Annotated in this window: 25 protein-coding genes; 1 reads left to right on the top strand and 24 read right to left on the bottom strand. The window is 38.4% G+C overall.

Annotated features, from left to right (window positions below):
• Positions 1-69: 69 nt before the first annotated feature.
• The 24 genes from ABH955_RS18540 to nuoA all read right to left on the bottom strand — a co-directional run bounded on the left by ABH955_RS18540 (position 70) and on the right by nuoA (position 22,504).
• A complete protein-coding gene (locus tag ABH955_RS18540) occupies positions 70-747 on the bottom strand; it encodes a CpsD/CapB family tyrosine-protein kinase (protein ID WP_404491443.1) in 678 nt (225 codons plus the stop codon).
• Between the two features lie 382 nt (positions 748-1,129).
• The gene (fabZ, locus tag ABH955_RS18535) at positions 1,130-1,564 is read right to left on the bottom strand and encodes a 3-hydroxyacyl-ACP dehydratase FabZ (protein ID WP_000931959.1); all 435 of its coding nucleotides are present in this window, start codon (positions 1,562-1,564) and stop codon (positions 1,130-1,132) included.
• A 576-nt stretch (positions 1,565-2,140) separates the two neighbouring features.
• Positions 2,141-3,142 carry a rod shape-determining protein gene (gene mreB / locus ABH955_RS18530; RefSeq protein WP_002130035.1) on the bottom strand — a complete coding sequence of 334 codons (1,002 nt, stop codon included), beginning with the start codon at positions 3,140-3,142 and terminating at the stop codon, positions 2,141-2,143.
• A 161-nt stretch (positions 3,143-3,303) separates the two neighbouring features.
• Positions 3,304-3,576: a sporulation transcriptional regulator SpoIIID gene (gene spoIIID, locus ABH955_RS18525; RefSeq protein WP_002089714.1), complete on the bottom strand. Its 273-nt coding sequence runs from the start codon at positions 3,574-3,576 to the stop codon at positions 3,304-3,306.
• 309 nt (positions 3,577-3,885) lie between these two features.
• Entirely contained in the window at positions 3,886-4,020 is a 135-nt protein-coding gene (locus ABH955_RS18520; protein ID WP_002016211.1) for a hypothetical protein, read from the bottom strand.
• Positions 4,021-4,161: 141 nt separating this feature from the next.
• Positions 4,162-5,073 carry a stage II sporulation protein SpoIIQ gene (gene spoIIQ, locus ABH955_RS18515; protein ID WP_002139038.1) on the bottom strand — a complete coding sequence of 304 codons (912 nt, stop codon included), beginning with the start codon at positions 5,071-5,073 and terminating at the stop codon, positions 4,162-4,164.
• 162 nt (positions 5,074-5,235) lie between these two features.
• Positions 5,236-5,943: an ABC transporter permease gene (locus ABH955_RS18510; protein WP_404491442.1), complete on the bottom strand. Its 708-nt coding sequence runs from the start codon at positions 5,941-5,943 to the stop codon at positions 5,236-5,238.
• Positions 5,943-6,785, bottom strand: coding sequence for an ABC transporter ATP-binding protein (locus ABH955_RS18505; protein WP_404454745.1), 843 nt, complete (start codon positions 6,783-6,785; stop codon positions 5,943-5,945). Before ABH955_RS18505 ends, ABH955_RS18510 begins: the two co-directional genes overlap by 1 nt.
• A 180-nt stretch (positions 6,786-6,965) precedes the next feature.
• Entirely contained in the window at positions 6,966-7,973 is a 1,008-nt protein-coding gene (locus tag ABH955_RS18500) for a LytTR family transcriptional regulator DNA-binding domain-containing protein (protein WP_404454748.1), read from the bottom strand.
• A 102-nt stretch (positions 7,974-8,075) separates the two neighbouring features.
• Positions 8,076-9,095 (bottom strand): stage II sporulation protein D, encoded by a 1,020-nt coding sequence (gene spoIID, locus ABH955_RS18495; RefSeq protein WP_404491440.1) that lies wholly within the window; start codon positions 9,093-9,095, stop codon positions 8,076-8,078.
• Positions 9,096-9,349: 254 nt separating this feature from the next.
• Positions 9,350-10,654: a UDP-N-acetylglucosamine 1-carboxyvinyltransferase gene (gene murA, locus ABH955_RS18490; protein ID WP_002068497.1), complete on the bottom strand. Its 1,305-nt coding sequence runs from the start codon at positions 10,652-10,654 to the stop codon at positions 9,350-9,352.
• A 39-nt stretch (positions 10,655-10,693) separates the two neighbouring features.
• Complete coding sequence (locus ABH955_RS18485) at positions 10,694-11,398, bottom strand: YwmB family TATA-box binding protein (protein ID WP_002130043.1); 705 nt, start codon at positions 11,396-11,398, stop codon at positions 10,694-10,696.
• 51 nt (positions 11,399-11,449) lie between these two features.
• Positions 11,450-11,686 carry a DUF1146 family protein gene (locus ABH955_RS18480; protein WP_002016201.1) on the bottom strand — a complete coding sequence of 79 codons (237 nt, stop codon included), beginning with the start codon at positions 11,684-11,686 and terminating at the stop codon, positions 11,450-11,452.
• A 207-nt stretch (positions 11,687-11,893) separates the two neighbouring features.
• On the bottom strand, positions 11,894-13,408 hold the full coding sequence (nuoN, locus tag ABH955_RS18475; protein WP_404491491.1) for an NADH-quinone oxidoreductase subunit NuoN: 1,515 nt from the start codon (positions 13,406-13,408) through the stop codon (positions 11,894-11,896).
• 7 nt (positions 13,409-13,415) lie between these two features.
• Positions 13,416-14,918 carry an NADH-quinone oxidoreductase subunit M gene (locus ABH955_RS18470; protein ID WP_404491438.1) on the bottom strand — a complete coding sequence of 501 codons (1,503 nt, stop codon included), beginning with the start codon at positions 14,916-14,918 and terminating at the stop codon, positions 13,416-13,418.
• Positions 14,915-16,777: an NADH-quinone oxidoreductase subunit L gene (gene nuoL / locus ABH955_RS18465; RefSeq protein ID WP_404491437.1), complete on the bottom strand. Its 1,863-nt coding sequence runs from the start codon at positions 16,775-16,777 to the stop codon at positions 14,915-14,917. The genes ABH955_RS18470 and nuoL overlap by 4 nt, the downstream gene beginning before the upstream one ends.
• Positions 16,778-16,806: 29 nt before the next feature.
• A complete protein-coding gene (nuoK, locus tag ABH955_RS18460) occupies positions 16,807-17,121 on the bottom strand; it encodes an NADH-quinone oxidoreductase subunit NuoK (RefSeq protein WP_000100081.1) in 315 nt (104 codons plus the stop codon).
• A complete protein-coding gene (locus ABH955_RS18455) occupies positions 17,114-17,638 on the bottom strand; it encodes an NADH-quinone oxidoreductase subunit J (protein WP_404491436.1) in 525 nt (174 codons plus the stop codon). The genes nuoK and ABH955_RS18455 overlap by 8 nt, the downstream gene beginning before the upstream one ends.
• Positions 17,635-18,054: an NADH-quinone oxidoreductase subunit NuoI gene (nuoI, locus tag ABH955_RS18450; RefSeq protein WP_000677191.1), complete on the bottom strand. Its 420-nt coding sequence runs from the start codon at positions 18,052-18,054 to the stop codon at positions 17,635-17,637. Before nuoI ends, ABH955_RS18455 begins: the two co-directional genes overlap by 4 nt.
• 25 nt (positions 18,055-18,079) lie before the next feature.
• Positions 18,080-19,081 (bottom strand): NADH-quinone oxidoreductase subunit NuoH, encoded by a 1,002-nt coding sequence (gene nuoH / locus ABH955_RS18445; RefSeq protein WP_404491435.1) that lies wholly within the window; start codon positions 19,079-19,081, stop codon positions 18,080-18,082.
• A complete protein-coding gene (gene nuoD / locus ABH955_RS18440; RefSeq protein WP_404491434.1) occupies positions 19,081-20,181 on the bottom strand; it encodes an NADH-quinone oxidoreductase subunit NuoD in 1,101 nt (366 codons plus the stop codon). Before nuoD ends, nuoH begins: the two co-directional genes overlap by 1 nt.
• Before the next feature lie 3 nt (positions 20,182-20,184).
• Positions 20,185-21,630, bottom strand: coding sequence for an NADH-quinone oxidoreductase subunit C (locus ABH955_RS18435; RefSeq protein ID WP_404491432.1), 1,446 nt, complete (start codon positions 21,628-21,630; stop codon positions 20,185-20,187).
• Positions 21,627-22,145, bottom strand: a complete 519-nt coding sequence (gene nuoB, locus ABH955_RS18430; protein WP_002089729.1) for an NADH-quinone oxidoreductase subunit NuoB — start codon at positions 22,143-22,145, stop codon at positions 21,627-21,629. Before nuoB ends, ABH955_RS18435 begins: the two co-directional genes overlap by 4 nt.
• Positions 22,136-22,504 (bottom strand): NADH-quinone oxidoreductase subunit NuoA, encoded by a 369-nt coding sequence (gene nuoA / locus ABH955_RS18425; RefSeq protein ID WP_000179270.1) that lies wholly within the window; start codon positions 22,502-22,504, stop codon positions 22,136-22,138. The genes nuoB and nuoA overlap by 10 nt, the downstream gene beginning before the upstream one ends.
• Positions 22,505-22,810: 306 nt before the next feature.
• On the opposite strand from nuoA, the gene ABH955_RS18420 reads away from it, so the two are divergent.
• Positions 22,811-25,540 (top strand): putative bifunctional diguanylate cyclase/phosphodiesterase, encoded by a 2,730-nt coding sequence (locus tag ABH955_RS18420; protein WP_404491431.1) that lies wholly within the window; start codon positions 22,811-22,813, stop codon positions 25,538-25,540.
• Positions 25,541-25,557 lie beyond the last annotated feature (17 nt).

The raw sequence follows: 25,557 nt of genomic DNA, 5'->3' as shown, positions 1-25,557 counted from the left end.
ATTAAATAACTCAAAAAAGCCAATAAAAATACTTATCGGCTTTAAAAATTGTTATATTAGACATTCTTTCTAATAATATCCATATTGTTCCTTTTCTTCTCGCTTGTCATTTAGTACGACACCAAGTAGTTTACCAGACGCCTTGTCTAAAATTTGTTTCGCTTTTACTATTTTATCTTTCTCTGTTTTTTCACTGCGCACGACAAGTATGATTCCATCACATTTGTTCGCAAGTATTTGTGCATCGGTAACCGCAAGAACTGGCGGTGTGTCTATTAAAATAATATCAAACATGTTATATGCTTCTAGTAATACCTCGTCCATTACTCGATTTCCTAACAGTTCTGCTGGGTTTGGCGGTATTGGACCTGCCCCCATTAAGTATACATTCTCTATATCTGTTTTTTGAATGCATTGCATTAATTTTGCTTGTCCTAATAATACGTTCGTTAATCCATTTGAATGATGTATTGCAAATAAGTTTTGTATCGTCGGCTTACGTAAGTCGGCTCCGATTACTAAAACTTTCTTTCCTTGTTGACCGAAAACAACTGCTAAGTTTGCAATTGTCGTCGTCTTTCCGTCACCTGGATCTGCTGAAGTGACAATAAGAGAACGAATATGATTATCTACAGATGTAAATTCAATATTTGTACGAATGTTGCGGTATTGTTCTGTAATATGCGATTTAGGCTCTTTATGTGTAATTAATTGTTTTAATGGCTTTCTTTTCTTTCTCCCGAACATGTTCTAGTCTCCTTTTTTTAAGCGCGACCTTTTCCCCCTATTTCTATATGCTCGGTATACACGCCCATTTCATTCATGATCGATATATTACGCTTATTCCCCACTTATTTCCACAGGTGAATCCACCCATTTTTTCTCCATACCTCATCATAACCAGTACTATTCTATTTTGTCCTATATAAAGACTGTAACAATATGACAATGGCTTCATTTCTTTTATACCTTTATCATTTATCTCAATAACGAGATAAATGATAAAGTAATTATATGGTAATCCAAATTAATTTACAATGAATTTTCTGACTAGTTTGTATTTATATCGATATATATAGTAAATAAAAAAATCTCCTTGCATTTTTACAAGAAGATTTTTTTATTCTATCTATTCTTTTTTATCACCAATTGCAAATGTAATTTCAGCTTCACACGCAACTTCACCATCCACTGTTGCGATTGCTTTTCCTTTTCCGATTGGGCCACGTACGCGCGTCATTTCTACTTCTAAACGAAGTTGATCACCTGGGCGCACTTGTTTTTTAAAACGGCAGTTGTCGATGCCTGCGAAGAAAGCCAGTCTCCCGCGGTTTTCTTCTTTCTTTAATACAGCAACTGCCCCAACTTGTGCTAATGCTTCTACAATAAGTACACCAGGCATAACTGCATAATCTGGGAAGTGTCCATTAAAGAACTCCTCGTTTGCAGATACATTTTTAATTCCAACCGCTCTTTTCCCCTCATCCACTTCTAATATTTTATCAACAAGTAAAAACGGATAGCGGTGAGGAATGATCTCTTTAATTTGTTCTATATTTAGCATGTAACAATCGCCCCTTTTGCAATATTGGTCTTACCACTTGGACATATTGTTATTATCCCATTTTGTTTATTATTTGTCATTATAAAGTGAAACTTTAATCAGTGGGGGGCCATCCCCCACTGATTATTAGCCCACACCAATCGGGCTTTTACGGGCAGCCCGACTCCCACCTAACTCCCTTGCATTCGCCGAATTTTGAGGTGGGAATCTTACTGCCCGGCAAATAGCGGGGTAAAGTACTACTTTACTTCCTAATTATAAAAAAATGCATACACTCTATTCCATTAAAATAGTTGCACTTCCCAGCAACTGACACGGAGGTAGAAAAGAGTGTATGCCCAAATTAGGGAAAGGCAATATGTATTTAAACATTCTTTGCCTTAATGTCGTATTCCGAATCATTATATTACATACGTTTTCAAATAAGAAAACATTAAATTTAACTATATATATGAATATATCGCCCTATTCCTTTATTTTTCTCTATTTTTCTTCCGTTTTCGTAAAAAATTAGAATTAAAAAAATCAAAAAAAAAAAAAAAAAGAACTAAGGTTTTCCCTTAGCTCTTTTTCACTTTATTTCAAAGCACGTCTTGGTAATTTATCGATATTCTCTAACATAATACCTGTACCAATAGCAACACATTGCATTGGGTTTTCAGCGATTAATACTGGTACCTTTAATTCTTCTGCTAGAAGCATGTCGATACCGTGTAATAAAGCTCCACCGCCTGTTAGAATAACACCGCGGTCGATAATGTCCGCAGATAGTTCTGGTGGTGTGCGCTCTAGTACGCCTTTTGCAGCTTGTACAATGATAGCTGCGTCTTCTTTTAGTGCTTCTGTAATCTCTTCAGAGCATACTGTAATTGTACGTGGTAAACCTGTTACCATGTCACGTCCGCGAATTTCAAGCTCTTCACTACGTGCACCTGGGAATACTGTACCAACTTTAATTTTAATATTTTCTGAAGTACGTTCTCCAATTAATAGCTTATACTTACGTTTAACGTAGTTTAAGATTTCCATATCAAACTTATCGCCAGCCATTTTGATAGAGGAAGAGGTAACAATATCACCCATAGAAAGTACGGCAATATCTGTTGTACCTCCACCAATATCAACAACCATGTTTCCGCTTGGCTGGAAGATTTCCATACCAGCACCAACTGCGGCTACTTTTGGTTCTTCTTCTAAAAATACTGTTTTACCACCTGAACGTTCAGCAGCCTCACGAATTGCTTTTTGTTCTACAGATGTGATATTTGTTGGACAGCAAATTAAAATGCGAGGTTTTGAAAAGAAGCTCTTCACGTCCAATTTGTTAATGAAATACTTTAACATTGCTTCTGTAATTTCGAAATCTGCGATTACACCATCTTTAAGCGGACGAATTGCTACAATATTACCAGGTGTACGTCCCACCATACTTCTTGCTTCTTCACCTACTGCTAATACTTTTCCACTATTACGATCAATTGCCACAACAGATGGCTCATTTAATACAATACCCTTACCTTTAACATGAATTAATACGTTAGCCGTACCTAGGTCAATTCCGATATCTCGCGCAAACATTCCCGTCATTTCCTCCTCGATATTCAAAATCAGGTTACACCCGAATTCTTTTACACCTAATTTCTGATTTTATCATAAATTTAACAGAAACGTAATATTCGCAAAAAGAATTCTTCTGAAAAATATTACCGAATTCACAAGGAATGTTTGCTATTTTAGATTTATTGGCGTACAGGGTTTTCTGTATCTTCTTTTCGATACTTTTGCTTTGTTGCTTCTCCACCTCTTAAATGACGAATAGACTTATGATAATCAAGAATTTCTTTCACTTCATTTGCCAGCTCTGGATTAATTTCTGGCAAACGTTCTGTTAAATCTTTATGGACTGTACTCTTTGATACCCCAAACTCCTTTGCGATTACACGCACTGTCTTTCTTGTCTCCACGATATACTTGCCAATCTTGATAGTTCTCTCTTTGATGTAATCGTGCACACCACTCGCCTCCCTAAATTGGATGTGAGAAGTGTGAAATGAGACTCGCTGCATACGACTATGAAGTAAATGTGAGTGCTGTTTGTAAGCGTTAAACATTCTTGGATTTATAATGAAATGATTCACGATTTCTCACCTCAAACACTCTCTTTGCATTGGTTTATACCATTGTATTGCCCGCACTACTGATATATGCTACATGTTCACTATTTTTGCGGACTAAGTTAAGAAAAATTACGTTTTTTTGTGAGAAATACGTTAACGATGACAATTATGGCGAAAAAAAGTGACACCTCTTTATAAAAGGTGTCACTCTTCTCTTTCATATTCTTCTTCTAACAACTGATGGTGGGGAACTTCTTTCTTACCGGCAATATAATAATATAAAGCGAATAAAACAAACAATAAAATGATAGCAATCGACAGAACAGATAAAAATGACACAGTATCCCCTCCCTTTTGTAATATATATTCGAGAATCTCGTCATTTTTCCTTGTTATTGCAACTTTTTTCTCGAAATTGATTATTTTTATATGAAAATAAAAAAATCAGCTCTCCTAATGAGAACTGATTTTTTCACTTTATTATTCTTGTGAAGAAGAACCGTTAGATGATTCTGTAGAACCATTCGTTGATTTTTCTTCTTTTTGAGATTTGTCATCTTGTTTGCCGTTCGTCTCTTTATCACTAGTCGAACCGCTTGTTGATTTCTCTTCTTTTTGAGACTTATCTTCTGGTTTCGTACTTGTCGACTTTTCTTCTTTTTGAGATTTGTCATCAGCTTTTTTACCAGAAGCATTTGTCGCCTTTGCAGCACCTGCATCAGCTTTAATTTCTGCTACTGATTTATTTAAATAACGCTCAGGGTTCACAGCCACATTGTCTTTACGTACTTCAAAGTGAACGTAAGAACCTGCATCTTTATTCATTGCATTTAGACCTGATTTTCCTAACACTTCACCTTGCGCGACTCTTGCACCTTTTTCTACTTTCACACTGCCTAAGCTTTGATAAGATGCTGCTACACCATTTCCACTATCTACTGTTACAACATAACCAAGAAGTGAATCTTTTTCAGCTTTCGTTACTGTACCACTTAAAGCAGCTGTAACATCGAATTCTTTTCCGTTTTTCGCAGCAATGTCAATTCCTTTATTCGGGGAATATGTGTTGTTATAAAAGACAAGTGCTTTTTCTTGTTCCGCCTCTGATGCTGCATCTTCATAGAATTTCTTCTGTACTACTACTTCTGCATTTGCTGCAGTTGGCATTTTCACTACTTCTGAAGATTTTGTTACTGGTACTGCCGGATCTTCCGTTTGTGTATACGGTGTTGCTTGATCTTGGTTCGGAGCTTTCTTTGGATTAGCTCCCTGGAACCATAGCGCAACCATTAAGATTACCGCTGCACAAGCAATGTATAGTGCCGGAAACACCCATCTTTTTTGAAATAAATGTACTACTTTTTGCGACTTTTTACTATTTCTTCCTCGCATTCCATCATCACCTCAGCAATCATTTTGAACAATATTCACTCATCCTATACAACCTATAACTAATTACTTTTCGACAAATTCTGTAAAAATATGTATAGGAATTGCAAAATTTCCGAGGAAATGATAGAAAAAGGAAAAAACTGAGCGTTTCAGCTCAGTTTTTTAGTCTAGTTGTTTCTTTTTATAAACGATAATACAAAGAATAATAGAAAGTACGCACCAAATTATTATATTTATTAAATCACCACTAACAGTTGATAATCCCTTTCCGTTCATTAGCTTCGGCATTGCATCCGCAAGGTGTTTCGTTGGAAGAAAATCAATCATTTTTTTTACAAAATCATTTTTAAAAAAAACTCCTAATATTGGAGCTAGAAGGAAAATAAATAAGATTGGCATACCTACTACTGATGTTGATGCTGTTGTTTTAGCTATTAATCCAATCGCCGTACCTAACATAAGAAAGAAAAATATACTAATAAGTAAAAATAGCACTATTAATGGAATATTCCCCTTTACTACACCTAAAATTGCGAAGTTACTAAAACAAATTGCAAATGTAATAAGACCTGTTAATGCGCTTTTTCCTAGTAACACTTCTAACGATGATGCTGGTGATAACATCAGCACACGTAGCGTATGCTTTTCTTTTTCTTCTGCAATTAAAGCCGCTTGAACAAAGCTTCCTACCATTGTTAAAGCCATTAAAGTTACCATATTAGATATTTCATCTTTCGGCCCATCCATCTGTCCATAAACAAAAGCAAATATAATTGGAAGTATTGCCATTACAAGTACAGATGCATTTGCTTTAATATCCTGTACCTCTTTCCAAAAAATCGCTGAAAATCTTCTCATCGAAAACGTCATTATAATCCCCTCCCAGTAACTTCAATAAAGATATCGCCTAAAGTTGGCTCTTGTGAATGAATGGATAGTAGCTCGCCCTTTTTCATCCATTCTGAAATACGTTTTGCACCTAATTCATCTTTTTGCACTATTTCTTTCTTCTTATCTGTTAATACGACTCGTATTTGATCTTTCGCGTATTGCAAGCGAAGGTTTTCTGGTGTATCAAGAGCTACAATTTCTCCGCCGCACAGAAAGGCAATACGGTTACAAAGCGTTTCTGCCTCGTCCATGTTGTGCGTTGTTAAGAAAATCGTTGTTCCTTCTTTATTTAGGTCTTTTAAGATTTTATGAATGTTTTGTACGTTTACTGGATCAAGTGCAGATGTTGGTTCATCTAAGAAGAGGATATCTGGTTTGTGAAGGATCGCTCTCGCTAGCGTGACACGCTGCTTCATTCCTTTTGATAATTTTTTCACTTGTGTTTTTTTATCATCCAATAAGTTCACTTGTGCTAACACTTCATCAATTCGTTCTTTTTTGCAATCGTATAAGTCACAAAATAATAGTAAGTTATCATAAATGCTAAGTCTTTCGTATAAGCCGCTATTGTCTGTTAAAATGCCGATTCGTTTGTAATCGATGCTGCTTGGTCCTGTAATGTCTTTCCCCAACACTCGTACCGTTCCAATACTATGAAGCAATTGAGATGTTAATATTTTTACGGTTGTCGTTTTTCCAGATCCACTCGGTCCGAGGAATCCAAAGATTTCTCCTTGCTTTACCTCAATATTTACATTTCGAAGGGCCGTTTTTCCATCGAAACTTTTCATTACATCTTTCATTTCAATTGCCAATGTCATTTCGTCATCCCCTTTGTTTTTCTTTTATAGATGAAATTTGCTTTCGCAAGTTTCGATTTGATTGTTTCGCTTTTCTTGACTCAATCATATGAAAAACAAAGGGTTTACGCAGTAAAATACCAGTAAAAGGAGTATTTTTACTGTTGAATGAATCGTATTTTGAGCTTATCCGAGCATTTTTTATAGCCCAATTACACCTTTTAACTCATCCATTCGTCCTTTTGAAAGCGGGATTGAACTTTTTCTTTCGTCATCCAAAATTAAACTAAAACTATTACGTGTCCAAGTAATGACTTCTCGTACTCTTTGTAAATTAACGAGGTACGAGCGATGACATCTGAAGAACCCGAATCCTGTTAATCTCACTTCTAGTTCACTTAATGTTAATGCACATACGAAATCACCTTCGCGCACATGAATATGTGTCACTCCATTTTGTGTTTCAATGAAATGGATCTCCATCGGATCCAGTAAAATGATTTTATCGTTCACTTTCGCTGGTATTCTTTCCAGTTTCATTTGCGGAATCATTTGAACTACTTTTTCTTCATCTACTTCTTCAACTTCTTCTTGCTCTATTTCTATCTTTTTCACACCATCATTGTTTAATATGTACACATCTTCTGTCAGCGAAAGGGCATCTGATAAAAAGGAGGACGTAATAAAGATTGCCTTTCCTTGCTCTTTCATTTTCATAATCGCTTTTCGAATAATGATCGTACTCTCTGTATCGACATTTTGCTCTGGCTCTTCTAAAATAACTAAATCCGGATTATGAATCATAACTCGCCCAAGATGAAGACGGCGTTTCTCTGAAAATGACAATTTTTCTATTTTAACGTTCAACTTGTCTAGGAGACCGACATATTGTACTACTTCTTCCATACTCATGTTAGATTCATAAAGCCCTAATATAAACTTGAAGTACTCCCTCACCTTCAAACGATCGTATGCTTCATCTTTCAAAAAACAAAAGCCGATGCGGGAATAATTCTTCTTTCCAATCGCTGTGCCTTCAAATAGTACATTACCAGTTGAAGCTTCTTCTTCACCGATAATGATGCGGTGCAACACTTTAGCTGTATGATTGTTGCATTGCAAAACAACACATTGCCCTTTTTCAACCTTCAGTTCAACTGCCGGTAACTGGTTCGTCTTCCCTAACTGTTTCAACTCCAATAACGCCATTCCGTCTCCTCCAGATGTTTTTATCCTATTATACCAAACAATTAATGGAAAATTATGATATTTTAAACAAAAAAGAAGTAGGTATCAGGAAACCCCTGACACCTACTTCTTCACCATCAACTTTCCTTCATAATCATTCATCGTCTTTATTTCAATGCCTTTATAGTAATGAGCGACTATCTCTGTATATTTCTTACCTTCCACTGCCATACCATTCGCACCGTACTGGCTCATACCGACGCCGTGACCGAATCCTTTCGTTGTAACGGTGATGTTATCTCCTTCTTGTTTCCACGTAAAGTCTGAGGAGCGTAAATCTAACTTTTCACGAACTTTTTTTCCTGTTAATGTTTTTCCTTGAAACTCTACATCCTTTACTCGCTTTCCTTCCGTAAGGTCTTTAATATTACCAACCTTTCCGTCCGCTAGTACTTTCACACCGAGGCGTTTTTGAAAATCAGCTACTGTGAATTTTTGCTCACTCGTAAATTTTGGAGAGGCTTGATCCCACGGACTATCTACACTCTTTAAGTACGGATAATCATTCCCCCAATAATCAGCTGCATTTTCTGTTCGTCCGTTACTCGTTGAGAAGAAGGATGCTGAAATTGGTTTTCCATCATACGTTAAAACTTGTCCTGCGGTTTTCGAAACGGCTTCCTCAATTTTCTTTAAATTATTTTCGTAGTTATTACCCCATTGTTTCTTCAATTCCTCTTTGCTTTTGTACACTTGATCTTTCACCGTATCTGTCACGTCCGCATTGTTTTTCTTACCTCCGCTTAGCATACGCTGCACTACAAATGTTCTTGCTGCTAATGCCTGCGCCTTTAGCGCCTCTATTTCAAAGCTGGCATTCATCTCAGAAGCTACTACACCGGCCACATACTCCTCCATAGGCAATGTCTCTACCTTCTTCTGCTGATCACGATATACAGCAACTTGAACCGCTGTATCCACTTTCCCTGGAGCTGGTATACTTTCTATCGCTGGAGGAGTTTTAGAAGCTGCTTCTTCCCCTACTTTTGCTTTCGCAAACGGAATAACAAGAGCAGCAGGTACAATGATAACGAGCGCTATTAAGAGCGCTACTGTAATGAAAAGTGGCTTTGAAAATTTCATCCTATTCCCCCAATATAAAGTTGGATTCCTTTCATTCTTATGGAAATACGGGATCTTTTAGAACATACTTGGGGGTATCGTTATAAAGTGAAACTATAATCAGTGGGGTTTTACTGACCGCAAATAGTGGAATAAAACAAAAATTTTCTAAATATTTTTACTGAGACGTGCATAAGTATAGAATTTATTGACTATAACAGTAATAACCCAAAAAAAAATAGCCCCTATGTCAAAAGACATAGAGACTACTTCAATTAAGCGTGAAGATCAGAAACTTCTTGTTCTTTCACTTCTTCTACTTTTTCGTTTACACGTTCAATAGTTGCACCTAATGCAGCTAATTTCTTATGGAAGTCTACATAACCGCGGTCAAGATGTTTTAACTCTGTTACACGAGTATAACCTTCTGATACTAAACCAGCTAAGATTAATGCTGCTGCTGCACGTAAATCAGTTGCGCCAACTTCAGCTCCTTGCAAGCTACTTGGACCGTTCATAATTACAGAACGACCTTCGATTTTAATATCAGCATTCATACGACGGAATTCTTCAACGTGCATAAAGCGGTTTTCGAATACCGTTTCTGTAATCATACTTGTTCCATCAGCATGTAGTAATAATGCCATCATTTGTGATTGCATGTCTGTTGGGAAACCTGGATGAGGCATAGTTTTAATATCAACCGCTTTTAACTTATCTGGGCCGATAACACGTACACCTTCATTTTCCTCAATAATTTTAACACCCATTTCTTCCATTTTCGCTGTAATTGAGCGTAAATGTTCAGGCACAGCATTTTCAATTAAGATGTCTCCACCTGTAATTGCCGCTGCAACCATGAATGTTCCTGCTTCAATACGGTCAGGAATAATAGGGTGGTTCGCACCATATAATTTTTCAACGCCTTCAATACGAATCGTTCCAGTTCCAGCTCCGCGTACTTTCGCTCCCATTGCATTTAAGAAGTTAGCTAAGTCAACGATTTCTGGCTCTTTCGCTGCGTTTTCAAGGACTGTTGTCCCTTTTGCTAATGTAGCTGCAGACATAATGTTTTCTGTCGCGCCTACGCTTGGGAAGTCTAAATAAATTTTAGCTCCTTTTAGTTCGCCCTCTACGTGTGCCTCAACAAATCCGTTACCAACTTTTACTTTCGCTCCCATTGCTTCGAAGCCTTTTAAATGTTGGTCAATTGGACGTGAACCAATTGCACATCCACCAGGAAGTGCAATACGAGCACGACCGTTACGTGCTAATAATGGTCCCATTACTTGAACAGATGCACGCATCTTACGTACATACTCAAATGGTGCTTCAATGTTTAATTCTTTAGAAGAATCGATTGTTACTTGGTTATTTTCAAATACGACTTCAGCATTTAAATGACGTAATACCTCGTTAATTGTGTATACATCAGATAATACTGGTACTTCAGATAGTACATTCTTTCCGTCACTCGCTAATAGGGCTGCAGCGATTATAGGTAATACAGCATTTTTTGCGCCCTCAACACGCACTGTGCCGCTTAACCGCTTTCCGCCACGGACGATGATCTTTTCCAAATTATTCCCCTCCGTGTCCTTTTTTCAGTATCTATTCACTCAATACTCAGAAGTTATGATCGGTGTGCCAACCACAATTGTATCTTTGTTGTTTGTAGAACGTATTGCTATTTGCACATTTATTTTCTCTCTATTTGTTGAAAGAGCGTCATTCCACTTTTTATTATATGCGGAGACTGATACAAATGCTCTTTCTTCTATCTGTTCGATCGCTCTTGCTGAAAGATCTTTCAAAACCTGATTGGTTTTATTTTGCAAAACACCTTCAATCTTATCATTCAGTACACCTTGAACACAAGTGTAAATTATAGGTTTTTCACTAAAAATTTTATCCATGTTCTGAACGTACTTCGGGTCCCATTTCGCCCCGCTCACTTCAAAAATAATAAAAGTGTTTTCTTTAGTATTTTCCTTACTCCAAGTTACTACTATTCGTTCTTCATGTGAAGAAGATTTTTTATAGGATGTAGCCTTATATCCATCTGGAGATTGTTCTAATTCCCAACCTTCGATGTTTGCCTCTTCCTTCACATCGTTTAACAATTTTTGAAACGTATGTATATTAGAAATTGTTTTCGTTTCTCGCGCTAACCATGACCACCGCTCTACTTTTGCATCGTTCTTCTCTAAAGCTGCAATCATGCTCTCCATTTTCTGTTCATCGCTTATAGGTTTCATCTCTTTATATCCAACCAAAAATAAAACAACACTTACGATAACGATAAGAATGGCTTTAAACTTCAATTTCATCCCCTCCTATCCCCATTGTTAACGGAGATATGAGGTTCTATACACTTACTTTACTAAATACGTTAAACTCTTTGAATAGCCTAAATAATCAAGGAAAAAGTTACTTACAGATGTCCCAATTGCAATTGTAATTAGGATAAGTAATACTCTCGTCTGCATCACTTTTCCAGACTTCATTAAGCGCTCAATGTGAATACCTTGTAAGGCCCACCACGTAATGGTAATAAACAATAAATGCGAAACAATGGCAATCAGTGCTTGTTGCCCTAAAAGATGTGCCAAAAAATCGACCCCTTTTTTGCTTGGCTACTACTTACGCAAAATGTAAAAAACGATACCATAAATAAGTAGGAGCCACACTTTTTCAAACGCAAATAAGCATCTTACATCGTAATTTCCTCTCGGAAAACATATACCTATAGACGTTTTCATTTGTTGTTACTCCAAAATAAAAAGCGTAGAGTACGGACTCTACACCTTTTATTTCCACTATTGTACCACGTTCCCCAAGAAGAAGAAATCCTTCATTAATGGAAAATGTTCATAAAAGAAATTGTAACCAATCATCGGCATAATCCCTAGTATTACAATTGAAATTGCGCAAAGACTCATGACAATCTTTATATTTAACGGTAATCGGAGCTTTTCTTCTGTCTCTCCCTTGCGGAAAAACATTTGCTGTAATATTTGGAAATAATATATGAATGAAATAACCGTCGTCCCCATCATAATAGAAGCTAATACGTAATGAGCAGGTTCAACATGAAGTGCCCCTAAAAAAATGTTAATTTTCCCGATGAAACCTGCTGTCCCCGGTATTCCAGCTAACGATAAAATAAAGACCGTCATCACTATAGCTGTAAAGGGGGATCGCTTATATAACCCTGTAAAAATCGTCATGTTTTCCTTATCATTTTGTAAGATTAATCCGTGGATGATTGCAAATGCTCCTATATTCATAAGCATATATGCAAGCATATAAAACCACATACTATCCATCGTAAACTGTGATAGCGCTACAAGAGGGACTAGCAAATACCCAGCATGCGCGATACCTGAATAGGCAAATAGACGTTTTACGTTGTATTGCTTTAATGCTACTACGTTCCCAACAATCATCGTAATACTAGCTAGTACCGCAATGTATATACTCATACGCCCGTACAAAGATTGTGCGTCTCCTTGGATTGCCACACCTGCAAACACCATAAGAAACAAACGCGTAATGAGTAGAAAACCAGCAATTTTAGAAATCGTTCCGAGAAAAGCAGTGACAGGTGTAGCCGCTCCCTCATACACATCTGGTGCCCACATATGAAATGGCACTGTTGCAATTTTGAATGAGAGTCCAACGAGCAAAAGTAGAAATGCGAGAGCTAACAATAACTGAATGCCCCCGGCCAATCCTTGCGTAAATACCTTTTGCATTTCCACTATGTTGGTCGACCCTGTAATACCGTATAAATAACTCATTCCAAAGAGTGTAATTGCTGTTCCAATTCCTCCGTTAATGACATATTTCATTGCAGCCTCATTCGATGCGCGGTTTCTTTTTCGGATTCCTACTAAAATATAGGAAGAAAGCGAAAGCAACTCTAAACCAACGAACAATGTGATGAAATCAACGCTAGACGCCATGAACATCGCTCCAAGAAGCGCCATTAAAAACAAATAATAATATTCCCCTTTATCTTGAATAGGCTCCTTCTTGTCATCGCTTATTGCCATACATAAAACGAGAGCTGATCCACCTAATAACAACGTTTTAAATCCTTTTGAAAATCCATCTAGTACAAACGATCCATTTAAAATATCTCCTGCCGGTTCGCTATATAGCGTCATTAATGACACTATCGCTAACAAGGCAGCGGCAATTGCACCAATCGCGACGTACCTATGGTTCAGCTTAAAAAACAAATCACATATGGAAAGAAGGATGGCTGCCCCGAGAATAATGAATTCTGGTACCATGAGATGCCATGATAAGCTAAGTAACGTGTTCATATCCATCCTACTTCACCCCCAATGTTTTCAATGTAGTTTGAAGTGGATCCCCTAGTAGTTCTGGCATTACCCCAATTGCAATAATACAAACGATAAGCACTATAACAGGAACGTACTCCCATCCGTGTATATCAATTTTCGCTTCCCATTCTTTCTTACCAAATATCACTTGAAGTGTCGCTCTTAATACGTATACAGCGGTTAAAATAATTCCAATTACACCGACGGCGGCGATAACAGGTTTCCCTTGGAATAAACCGAGAAAGGCAAGGAATTCGCTAATAAATCCGGACATCCCTGGCATTCCAAGCGATGCCATACCGCCCGCTAGGAAGAAACCGCTAAGCACCGGAACACTTTTTGCAAGTCCACCAAGTGCTGTAATATCCGAAGTCCCGAAACGCTCTTCAATAATGCCAAGCAAGAAGAAGAGTAAGGCCGCAATTAAACCGTGAGACACAACTTGGAACAATGCCCCTTGTGTACCTGGTGCATTTAACGCCGCAAGCCCCATTAATACAATGCCCATATGCGAAATACTAGAGTAAGCAAGTACCTTTCTAAAGTCCGTTTGGATGAGTGCTAGAAAGGCTCCATACAATAAATTAATTACCCCTAAAATCGCGATTAGCGTTGCAAAATCACGAAAATATTCTGGGAATAATCCTTTCCCGAAGCGAACAATACCGTACGCGCCAATCTTCAGCAAAACCCCCGCGTGAAGCATAACTACAGCAGGATGCGCTTCTATGTGTACATTGACCATCCAGCGATGCAAAGGGAAAACAGGGAGTTTAATCGCAAAAGCAATCATTATGGCAAGAAACAAGCCGAACTGTACGCTACTTGAGACGGCCATTCCTCCCCCAGCACCTACACTCGTTAATATTTCTTTAAGCTCTGCAATATTTGTTGTACCTGTTTTCGCAAATAAAACCGAGAAAACGATAAGTAAAATAGCTGATCCAATACCGTTATATATTAAATAACTATATGCAGCCTTTTCACTCGACAATTTCCCCCACTTGCCAATTAATAAAAACATTGATGGCAACGTAATTTCAAAGAACATGAAGAACAACATTAAATTTTGAGCAGCGAAGACACCGAGCATACCTATTTCTAACATGAGTAACAGCATGTAGAATGCTTTCAAATTTCTTTTAATAGAAAATGCCGCAATAGCTGCAAGCATCGCTAGAAGGGCTGTGAGCACCATCATTACAAGCGATAAACCATCAATACCAAGCTCGTAATAAATTGAAAACCACCTTTTGTCCACTGCTGTGAAATCCCCAAATTTAATCCATTTCACTTTTTCATCAAATATCGATAAGCTCTTTCCTGAAACGTATGTACAAGCAAGAACGATAGCAATTCCAAATGGAAGCGCCGTTCCGAATAAACCAAGCGCCTGCACTGTACGCGATTCTCGTTTCGGCGTTAATAAAAGCAAGAGAATTCCTAAAAGCGGGGAAAAAATGAAGAACGTTAATAGCAATCCATTCACCGTAAATCCCCTCCCGTATATAACAAAATAATTAGGAGAACTGCGAGCGAAACTGCTGTTACAGTTCCGTACACTTGTACATTCCCGTTTTGAAGCCGCGATCCTAGACCACTCATACCTTTAACGAGTCCAGCAATTAAAACTGCGATTCCTTCTACAACGTATACTTCAAATAAGCGAAGCACATGAGCGATTCCTTTCGTAATAGGAAGCACCGTCACATTGTATAGTTCATCCACATAATATTTTCCTTTCAAAAAGTTATAAAGAGGCGTCCCTTCTCCGCCGGCCCAATCTCTAGAGATAGATTTCTTGCCGTATATGAAATATGCAAGGGCAATTCCCGCAAATGAAACAAGCGTCGCAACAACCATAATCCAAACAGGTCCATGCACTTCCTTCACCTGGAATCCTATATCTTTCGTAAGCCAATCCCCAAGAAACGTTCCGAACCACGGTGTATTTATATAACCTGCAACTACCGCAAGAACACCAAGGACAATCATCGGATACGTCATTGTGCGAGGTGATTCATGCACCTCTTCCTCCGTCTTCGTTTCCCCTGTAAAAACAAGAAAGTATAGACGGAACATATAAAATGCTGTTAGAAATGCCGCAATTACTGCTAAAACGAATAGAAAGTAATTGCCACTCATCCAGGCCGCCGCTAAAATTTCATCTTTACTAAAAAATCCGGAAAGCAGAGGAACACCACTAATTGCAAGTGTGCCTATTAAAAATAGTGCACCGGTTACTTTCATCTTTTTCTGTAAACCGCCCATTTTATTAATGTTTTGCGTATGGACTGCATGAATTACGCTTCCTGCTGCCAGGAACAATAATGCTTTAAAAAAGGCGTGTGTCGTTAAGTGAAAGATACCAGCTACATAACCCGCCGAGCCTAGCGCAAGCATCATATACCCGAGCTGACTAACTGTAGAGTAAGCAAGAACCCTCTTAATATCAGTTTGTACTAGACCAATAGAGGCCGCAAAGATTGCGGTGAAAGCCCCAACGATTGCCACAGTTTGCATCGCTACCGCACTTGCTGAAAATAGCGGGAACATCGTCGCTACTAAATATACGCCGGCTGCAACCATCGTTGCCGCGTGAATAAGTGCCGAAACAGGCGTCGGTCCTTCCATTGCATCTGGCAACCATGTATGAAGCGGGAACTGACCCGATTTCCCCATCGCACCGATAAAAATTAATATCGCCGTTATTGTAATCATAGAAGGAGAGAGGTCGCCCGTATGAATCGCTTTAAAAATCGCGTCATATTCAAAACTACCTGCGTGCCAAAAAATTAATATCATCCCAATAAATAGCCCAACATCCCCAATGCGTGTCATAATAAAAGCCTTTTTCGCAGCAGCCTTCGCTTCTTCTTTAAAGAAATAAAAACCGATAAGTAAAAACGAACCAAGGCCGACTAACTCCCAAAATATATAAAGCTGTAATAAATTCGTCGATATAACTAGCCCAAGCATCGCAAAGGTAAAGAGCCCTAAATATGCATAAAAGGTTGGTAATCTGGTGTCACCTTTCATATAACCTTTTGAGTACACATGTACAAGAAAACTCACAAGCGTAACGATAAACAACATTAAAGCCCCTAATGCGGTAACTTCAAAACCAAATGATATATCTATATCTCCTACCCTAAGCCATACCCACTTATGCTTCACTGCCTCGGATGAAAACCGTTCTATTAGTACCACTACCGCGGATATAAAGGAGAGAAAGGTAAAGAAAATACCTAGTACACTACTTCCCTCTCTAATTTTCTTCCCGAACACAATAAGTAACAAAAACGAAACAAGCGGGAAAAGCGGTATGAGCCATGCATAATCGATCATTGTTTCCTTCCCCCTTTTCGGTCACAATGCTATCCTTTGAGCGTATCCATCTCATCTACATGAACTGTCGGGCGATTACGGTACAAAGCAATCAAAATTGCAAGACCTACCGCTGCCTCCGCTGCCGCTACAGACATCGTAAACAGCGAAAAAATTTGTCCTGTTAAATTCGGAAACAAGCCTAATTTACTAAACGCTACTAAATTTAAATTGGCGGCGTTTAACATCAATTCGATACAAACTAGTACAATTACTGTATTTCGCTTTGTTAAAGCTCCAAATAAGCCGATGCAAAACAAAATAATCGCAAGTGTTAAATACGCAGAAGCCGGAACGCTACTCATGGGAATCCTCCTCTCCCCCATCCTTCTTCGCAAGGATAATCGCTCCTACAAGTGCTACAAGTAAAATAACTGAGGTTAATTCGAATGGAATAATATATTTTGAATAGAGAAGTGTACCGATTTGAAGTGTGTTATTTTCATGGAGAGGTAAACTTCCTTGTGTGCTTTGATTTGAAAAATCGATACTATTAACAGCGAAATACATAACCGCTCCAAATGCTACAACCGCAAAGAAGATAATCCATTTTCGAAGAGTAAGGCGCGATTCATTTTCCGCGTTATGTTTCGTTAACATAATGCCAAAAATCATAATAATAGTGATCGCACCAGAGTAAAGTAAAATTTGTGCAACTCCGATAAATTCGGCTGATAAGAGAAAGTACAAACCCGCAATGCTAAGGAACGTAAGCACAAGGGCCAGCATCATATGCATTACTTTCGTTAAATTCAGCATAAGAACGCCGCCGATAATCGCAGACAAGGATAATATAAAGAAAGCTACAAACTCGCCATTCATGCTTTATTCTCCTTCCTGACGTTCTCGTCGTTCTCGTCAAGCCACTGCAAATTTTTAAATAAATCATCACGTGAATACTCTGCGAGTTCAAAGTTATTTGTCATTACAATCGCCTCTGTCGGGCAAACTTCTGTACATAAATCGCAAAGAATACAAATTTCAAAATTAATATCATACGTATCGATAATTTTCCCTTTTTTCGTAGGATCAGGATGTTTTTTCCCTGTTAATTGAATGCAATCTGTCGGACAAATGTTGGAACACTGATTACAAACAATACATTTCTCTGGATAAAACTTTTGAATACCTCGAAAGCGGTCTGGTAATGGCAACGGTTGATTTGGATAATCATACGTCACCTTTTTCTTACTCAAATTACTAAGTGTATATTTTAACCCTTTAAATAGTCCTTTCATCTCTTGCTGGCACCCCCTTTATAGATTAGAAGAATAGCTCCTTAATCAATGCCGTTAAGAAAATATTTGCAAGTGCAATTGGTAATAATACTTTCCAGCCAAACTCCATTAACTGGTCACCTCTTATGCGCGGGAACGTAACGCGGAACCAAATCAATAGAAAGACCACACTGCTGAATTTTAAAGCAAACCATACGGCTCCTGGAATAAATCCAAGGAACATAACTGGATTCCATCCGCCTAAAAAGAGTACTGTAATTAAAGATGACATCCCGAAGAAATACACATACTCTGAAAGCATGAAAAACGCCCAGCGAAACCCTGAGTATTCCGTATGGTATCCTGAAACAAGTTCTGACTCCGCTTCTGGTAAATCAAACGGCGTCCTATTTAACTCTGCAACTGCCGCGATTAAGAAAATGACGAAACCGATTGGCTGTGCGAAAATGTACCATACCTTCTCCTGCGCCGCTACAATTTCATTCAAGTTAAGACTACCAGCTAACAAAACGACACCAATTACACTCATCACAAGTGGAATCTCATAAGAAATCATTTGTGCCGCCGCACGCATCCCTCCTAAAAGGGAATACTTATTATTTGATGCCCATCCCCCAGTTACAACTCCGATCGTCGTAATCCCAGAAACAGCAATGTAATACAGTAACCCTACGCCAATATCCGCGAACTGAAATTTATCAGTAAACGGGATAACCGCAAGTACCATAAATGCTGGTGCGAATGCAATAACAGGTGCTAATATAAACAACGGTTTATCAGCAGCTTTCGGAATGCTATCTTCTTTTAATAATAGTTTCAAAACATCAGCTACCGTTTGGAGTAAACCGAACCGGCCCCCAACTTGGTTTGGTCCAATCCGTCCTTGCATAAATCCCATCACTTTCCGTTCTGCCAAAATACCGTATGTAACGAAGCCAAGGACTGCAAATAATAGAAGCACCGCTAACCCGAAAAAAACGAAGAAATTCGTCCAGCTTGAAGGTGATTGTAAGAGCGTCTCAATCATTAGCCGTCAACCTCCCCAAGTACAATATCAACCCCACCTAAAATCGTAATTAAATTGGCGATATTTTCACCTTTCAATAATTTCGGTAAGATTTGCAAATTATAAAAAGACGGTCTGCGAAATTTCAAACGGTACGGCTCTTTCTTTCCATCACTAGCAATATAACAGCCAATCTCCCCGCGTGGTGACTCTATACGGACGAACGCTTCTCCCTTAGGTGCTTTAATAATTTTCGGGACTTTCGCCAGCACAGCGCCGTCTTTCGGGAACTGCCCGGCTGCTTGCTCAATAATTTTCAATGACTCCTCAATTTCCTCCATCCGGCAAACGTAGCGATCCCAAGCATCTCCCGTGCTCCCAACAGGAACATCAAAGTCAAAACGATCATAAATAGAATACGGCTCATCTTTGCGAAGATCAAAGTGGACTCCCGTGCACCGCAAATTTGCGCCGCTTAAAGAATACGAGATCGCCTCTTCCGCGCTATATACGCCAACGCCCTTCACACGATTTAAGAAAATTTCATTTCCGCTAACGAGGTCGTGGTAACCTGCCAATTGCTCTCTCATATACGGAACAAACTCTTTCACCTTTTCAATCCAGCCGTCTGGCGCATCCCACTTCACACCGCCAACTCTCATATAGTTGAAAGTAAGCCTTGCACCGCACAATTCACTTAATAAATTTATAATCATCTCTCGTTCACGAAAGGCATATAAAAATGGACTAACCGCTCCTATATCAAGCAAGTTCGTTCCCCACCAGACGAGATGGCTCGCAACCCTCCCAAGCTCCATCGCAAGCACCCGTAAATATTCAGCACGCTCTGGAATCTCAAGATCTATCATCGTCTCTACAGCGTGGCAAAGGACGTAATTATTCGTCATTGCTGATAAATAGTCCATTCGATCTGTATACGGGATAATTTGTGTATATTGCAAGCTCTCAGCGATCTTTTCTGTTCCGCGATGCAAATATCCGATAACCGGTGTAGCCTCTTTAATAATTTCCCCGTCAATCTTAATCACAAGCCGAAACACACCATGTGTACTCGGATGCTGCGGCCCTACATTTAAGAGCATCTCTTCCGTACGGATCACAAGCTACACCTCCACATCATACGGTTCATAATCTTTCCTAAGCGGATACCCCACCCAATCATCCGGCATTAAAATGCGAGATAAATTAGGATGACCTTCAAATATAATACCGAGCAAATCATACGCTTCACGCTCCGGCCAATCTGCCCCTTTCCAAAGCGGCGTCACCGATTTCACTTGCGGCGCTTCCCTATCTAGCTTTACCTTCACTGCTACTGACTGTTTCTTTCCATATGAAAATAAATGAACGTATACTTCCATATGTGTCACAAAATCCGTCGCATGTAGCTCTGACATATAATCAAAAGCAAGTCCTTCATGGAATCGCATTAATTCCATCACTTCATAATATTTCGAAGGCTCCGCCACAAGCGTTGGAACATCTTTTGAAAGCTTATTAATATAAGAATCTACTAATGCATATTCTCCTACCCTCTCCTTAACAACCTCCACATAGCGATTTAAATATGGTTGGTTAACTGATGGTTCTTCCTGCTGCAGTTCGTCTTCTATCTTATTTACAGATCTCTTTGCCCTTGCCGCAGCAGCGGCTTTCGCTTTCGCGGCTGCAATTGCCTTTGCTTTCTCATCTCCAGAATCCCTCTCACCTTGTGAGGCTTTCTGCTTCGCTAACGCTGCTGCTTTTGCTTTTGCAGCTGCTACGGCCTTCGCTTTGGCTTTTTCTTCGTCCGTTACTTCTTCTGATCCTTCTCGCTTCTGTTTCGCTAATGCCGCTGCTTTTGCTTTTGCGGCTGCTGCAGCTTTCGCCTTCGCTTTGGCTTTTTCTTCGTCCGTTACTTCTTCTGATCCTTCTCGCTTTTGTTTCGCTAATACCGCTGCTTTTGCTTTTGCAGCCGCTGCGGCTTTCGCCTTCGCTTTGGCTTTTTCTTCGTCCGTTACTTCTTCTAATCCTTCTCGCTTCTGCTTCGCTAATACCGCTGCTTTTGCGGCTGCTGCGGCTTTCGCCTTCGCTTTGGCTTTTTCTTCGTCCGTTACTTCTTCTGATCCTTCTCGCTTTTGCTTCGCTAGTGCCGCTGCTTTTGCTTTTGCGGCTGCTGCAGCCTTTACCTTCTCTTTAACCTTTTCCTCTTCCGTGGCTTCTTCTGACTCTTCTTGCTTCTGCTTCGCTAGTGCCGCTGCTTTTGCTTTTGCGGCTGCTGCGGCTTTCGCCTTCGCTTTTTCTTCGTCCGTTACTTCTTCTGATCCTTCTCGCTTTTGCTTCGCTAATACCGCTGCTTTTGCCTTTGCAGCTGCTGCAGCTTTCGCCTTTGCTTCTTCTACATTAATCCCCTTATCTTTTGGTAGCGCTTTCTCTTTTTCTCGATGTTCTCCTTCAAGTTTAGACATTTCCGCCTCATGTTTCGCAGCAAGACGTTTTCGCGCTTCCTCTTTCGCATGACGGGCTGCTTCTCTTTTCATACTTTCTAAGTCTTTATTTGGATCACTCATTTATTCGTCACCTGCTTCCCGGTCCTCGCCTCGTAACGAATTTTTTCTTTTAATTTATTAATTCCATAAATTAAGGCAGCAGGATTTGGAGGGCATCCAGGAATATACACATCAACTGGTACAATTTGATCTACACCTTTCACAACAGCATACGAATTCACATACGGACCACCGGCCGTTGCACAAGATCCCATCGCAATTACCCACTTCGGTTCAGGCATTTGATCATATAGGCGCCGAACAATAGGTGCCATTTTCTTCGTTACCGTTCCTGACACAATCATGACGTCCGATTGTCTTGGTGAAGTCCGAAAAAATGACCCAAATCGATCTAAATCGTAATGTGATGAACCTACTCCCATCATTTCAATCGCACAGCATGCCAGTCCAAACGTCATCGGCCATAAAGAGTTGCTCCGCGCCCATCCCTTCAACTGTTCCAATGTAGAAAAAAAGATATTTCTTTCTAATTCCGCTCGCTCCTGTGGGTGTAATTCCTCAAAATTTATAACCATTGTAACACCTTCTTTTTCCAAGCATACGCTAATCCAACTAGCAACATCACAACGAAAATTAGCATTTCGATCAGTGCAAATAAACCAAGCTTGTCATATGCAACAGCCCATGGGTATAAAAATAAAGTTTCTACATCAAAGATGACGAACAATAAAGCGAAAATATAATAACGAGCATGAAACCGAATATTTGCATCATGAAAAGGCTCAATTCCACTCTCATACGTCGTCGCTTTCGCTGCACTCGGTTTGTTTGGACGCAGCATTTTCCCTAATGTAAGAGCCACTACCGGCAGCAATATACCTAATAGCAAGAAAATCAAAACGATCATATAACTATTTTCATATACACTTGCCATTGTGAAACCCTCCCCCCTGAATTAAGAACAAGTTCACATAGTAAACAATATGTCTTACTTGCATCATTTATTATTTTTAAATTTTTCTAAATAATGCAACTATTTAATTCATTATAGCAAACTTCAAATTCCTATGTCGATATATTGGGAACAGAAACAACAATTAATACTTGCTGAGCAAATCTATTTTTACAACTCATAATAAATGTGTAAAATAAATATAGAAATTCTATATGTTTTCAAGCAATCATAAAAAACATAAACTACAAAAAGGTGGTTCTTATGTATATACAGTGGGTGATATAAATGAAAAAACAAACACATGTAAGTATTCTTATAAGCATTTCATTGTTGTATATAACTATTCATTACGTATCAATGCCCTTTTTATATGAATACGCACTTCCATTTCAAATTTTGACTGGAATAAGTACCATATTAATTGATATTACAATTTGCAGTTATATATTTTACTTTTCAAATGTAAAACAAGGATTAGCACGTTTATTTTGGATAATATTAACTATCGGAACCTTCTCTTATTTCATCGGTGATATAATAGTTGCTTATCAACGCTTAATTTTGCATGACTACTATACATTCGTTGATCCATCAGACTTTTTTTACTTATTATTTTTAGTTAGCTTTGCATTTGCCTTTCTATATGAAATTATTTATGGCCGAGACTTATTGGAACAGCTTTTTACGATATGTGATATTTGTATTATTGTTACGGCTCAATTTACTTTAAGCTACTATTTGCTTATTGAAAGAACCATTCATATTTTTACAACATCATATATCGACATGTTTGTTCAACTCACGTATCCAATGGCTGATCTACTCTTTCTTTTAATAGGAATCAACCTTTTATTCAAACCATTATTCTTACTACCAAAACAAGTTGGCGCTCTTCTTGGCAGTGCTTTAATTTTGTATGCTACTACGGATGCTATTTATGCTTATATAAAATATTTCCAGCCCGAGCACTCTATGTTCACAGTTGCTCCATTATATCAAGTAACCTTAGTATTAGTAGCAATCGCTTGTATACTTCATACAAAAGATTCTGAAAAACAAGAACAAGTATTACTAACGCCTCAATTGGGTGAATCCATCCGATTATCATTACCATATATTTCTGTCGTGATGCTTATTGTTTTTATATTGGTCGAAAATGTTTTTGCACCTATCGTAGTAATTGGGCTTATGGTAACCTTCGCCTTCGTTCTCATACGCCATATGTTAGTTCGAAGACAAAATAAAATATTATTGCTAGCACAAATGCAATTCAGCTTAGAACTCGAGAAACAAATCGAACTACGTACAGAAGATTTAGTAGAACAAAAAAATGAGTTATATCATAACCAACAAATGTTTAAATCTTTATACGAGCATCATCCAGATCCAATTTTTACATTAGATTTGTACGGTAATTTTCTCAATGTGAACAACGCTGGAACTACTTTACTCGGTTATCAAACGAATGAATTATTAAACCAACCATACTATTCACTTATGTATGAAGAAGATTTGGAAGAAATCATTAATACCTTTCATCAAGTGAAAAAAGGGAAATCTATTTCTTTAGAAATACGGGCATATCATAAAAATAGAGATATTTACTACTTGCTTGTTACAGCTGTTCCCATCTTTTTAAAGGAACATATTTCTGGGGCCTATTTAATGATTAAAGATATTACAGAAAGCAAGCAGCAACAAGAACAAATTAATTTCCTAGCATATCACGATACTTTAACGGAACTTGCAAATCGCCGTTCATTTCATCAGTATTTAGAAAAAGCAATTGCACGAGCAAAAATATCGAAAAGCCCTTTTGCTGTTATGTTTCTAGACCTAGACCGCTTTAAAGTTATTAATGATACCCTCGGTCACCGGGTAGGAGATCTTCTATTAATTGCAGTAGCAAAAAGGCTCGAGCGAATATCAACACATAATATGAAACTTGCTCGGTTAGCTGGGGATGAATTCACAATCCTTATCGAAAATTATCAAAAAAGGACAGATGTAAAGAAGATAGCTGATATGATTGTAGCAGCCATGAACGAACCATTCGAAATCGAAAATCAACATTTACGAATCTCACCGAGTATCGGAATTGCCATATACCCTGAAGCAGGCGAAGACCCACTGTCTATTTTACAACATGCCGATATGGCCATGTACGAAGCAAAAAATAAAGGGAAAAATCGGAGCTCTCTTTACACGAAAGAACTATATAAAAAAATGGAACGAAAAGCTCGAATCGAAAAAGATTTGCCACTCGCTTTAGTAAACAACGAATTTTATCTCGTCTATCAACCACAAATTGATACGACAGCAAATAAAATTATCGGTGCTGAAGCATTAATACGTTGGAAACACCCGCTCCTAGGTGACATTTCACCATGTGAGTTCATTCCAATTGTGGAAGAGACTCCGCAGGTCATCCCACTTGGACATTGGGTGCTACGAGAATCTTGTCTTCAACTAAAAATATGGCAAAGTTTTGGATACACAAACTTAAAAATGAGTGTCAATTTATCAGCGAAAGAATTTCAACAAAATCAATTAATCGAAAATATTTCACGAATACTAAAAGACGTTAGGATTGACCCGAAAGATGTAACACTTGAACTAACAGAACGAATTGCGATGATTGATGAAAAAGAAACATTATCGAGACTAAAGCAATTAAAAGAATATGGTATTCAAACGTCCATTGATGACTTCGGTACCGGCTACTCTTCTCTTGCTTATTTATCAATTTTCCCTATTGATACATTAAAAGTACCAAAAGAATTTACACAACTAGCCGATCATCGGCCTGAAGAAAGAGCCATCGTTTCCACTATCCTTTCCCTTGCAAATACTTTAAATCTCTCTGTCGTTGCTGAAGGAATTGAAACAGAAAAACAGCTTAAGTTTCTGCAAAAAAACAACTGTAAATACATGCAAGGTTACTATTTCAGTAAACCTCTAACAAGTAAACAGTTTATAAAATTTCTACAAAAAACACCCCGTATGAACCAATAGTTCACACTGGGTGTTTT

It is taken from the genome of Bacillus sp. RC240, assembly GCF_044907945.1.
Taxonomy (GTDB): Bacteria; Bacillota; Bacilli; order Bacillales; family Bacillaceae_G; genus Bacillus_A; species Bacillus_A mycoides.
Note: the sequence above shows the minus strand (reverse complement) of the source record. Positions and strands in the feature narration are given on the sequence as shown.

What these genes read in the sequence shown, in the direction of transcription:
- nuoI (WP_000677191.1), bottom strand. Translation starts at nt 18,054, where the DNA reads ATGAAAGGACTATTTAAAGGGTTAAAATATACACTTAGTAATTTGAGT.
- spoIID (WP_404491440.1), bottom strand. Translation starts at nt 9,095, where the DNA reads ATGAAATTTTCAAAGCCACTTTTCATTACAGTAGCGCTCTTAATAGCG.
- nuoH (WP_404491435.1), bottom strand. Translation starts at nt 19,081, where the DNA reads ATGATTGAGACGCTCTTACAATCACCTTCAAGCTGGACGAATTTCTTC.
- nuoB (WP_002089729.1), bottom strand. Translation starts at nt 22,145, where the DNA reads ATGGTTATAAATTTTGAGGAATTACACCCACAGGAGCGAGCGGAATTA.
- ABH955_RS18455 (WP_404491436.1), bottom strand. Translation starts at nt 17,638, where the DNA reads ATGAATGGCGAGTTTGTAGCTTTCTTTATATTATCCTTGTCTGCGATT.
- nuoN (WP_404491491.1), bottom strand. Translation starts at nt 13,408, where the DNA reads ATGAACACGTTACTTAGCTTATCATGGCATCTCATGGTACCAGAATTC.
- nuoA (WP_000179270.1), bottom strand. Translation starts at nt 22,504, where the DNA reads ATGGCAAGTGTATATGAAAATAGTTATATGATCGTTTTGATTTTCTTG.
- ABH955_RS18505 (WP_404454745.1), bottom strand. Translation starts at nt 6,785, where the DNA reads ATGACATTGGCAATTGAAATGAAAGATGTAATGAAAAGTTTCGATGGA.
- mreB (WP_002130035.1), bottom strand. Translation starts at nt 3,142, where the DNA reads ATGTTTGCGCGAGATATCGGAATTGACCTAGGTACGGCTAACGTATTA.
- fabZ (WP_000931959.1), bottom strand. Translation starts at nt 1,564, where the DNA reads ATGCTAAATATAGAACAAATTAAAGAGATCATTCCTCACCGCTATCCG.
- nuoK (WP_000100081.1), bottom strand. Translation starts at nt 17,121, where the DNA reads ATGAGTAGCGTTCCGGCTTCTGCGTATTTAACACTTGCGATTATTTTG.
- spoIIQ (WP_002139038.1), bottom strand. Translation starts at nt 5,073, where the DNA reads ATGCGAGGAAGAAATAGTAAAAAGTCGCAAAAAGTAGTACATTTATTT.
- ABH955_RS18500 (WP_404454748.1), bottom strand. Translation starts at nt 7,973, where the DNA reads ATGGCGTTATTGGAGTTGAAACAGTTAGGGAAGACGAACCAGTTACCG.
- ABH955_RS18540 (WP_404491443.1), bottom strand. Translation starts at nt 747, where the DNA reads ATGTTCGGGAGAAAGAAAAGAAAGCCATTAAAACAATTAATTACACAT.
- ABH955_RS18420 (WP_404491431.1), top strand. Translation starts at nt 22,811, where the DNA reads ATGAAAAAACAAACACATGTAAGTATTCTTATAAGCATTTCATTGTTG.
- nuoL (WP_404491437.1), bottom strand. Translation starts at nt 16,777, where the DNA reads ATGATCGATTATGCATGGCTCATACCGCTTTTCCCGCTTGTTTCGTTT.
- ABH955_RS18435 (WP_404491432.1), bottom strand. Translation starts at nt 21,630, where the DNA reads ATGAGTGATCCAAATAAAGACTTAGAAAGTATGAAAAGAGAAGCAGCC.
- ABH955_RS18510 (WP_404491442.1), bottom strand. Translation starts at nt 5,943, where the DNA reads ATGACGTTTTCGATGAGAAGATTTTCAGCGATTTTTTGGAAAGAGGTA.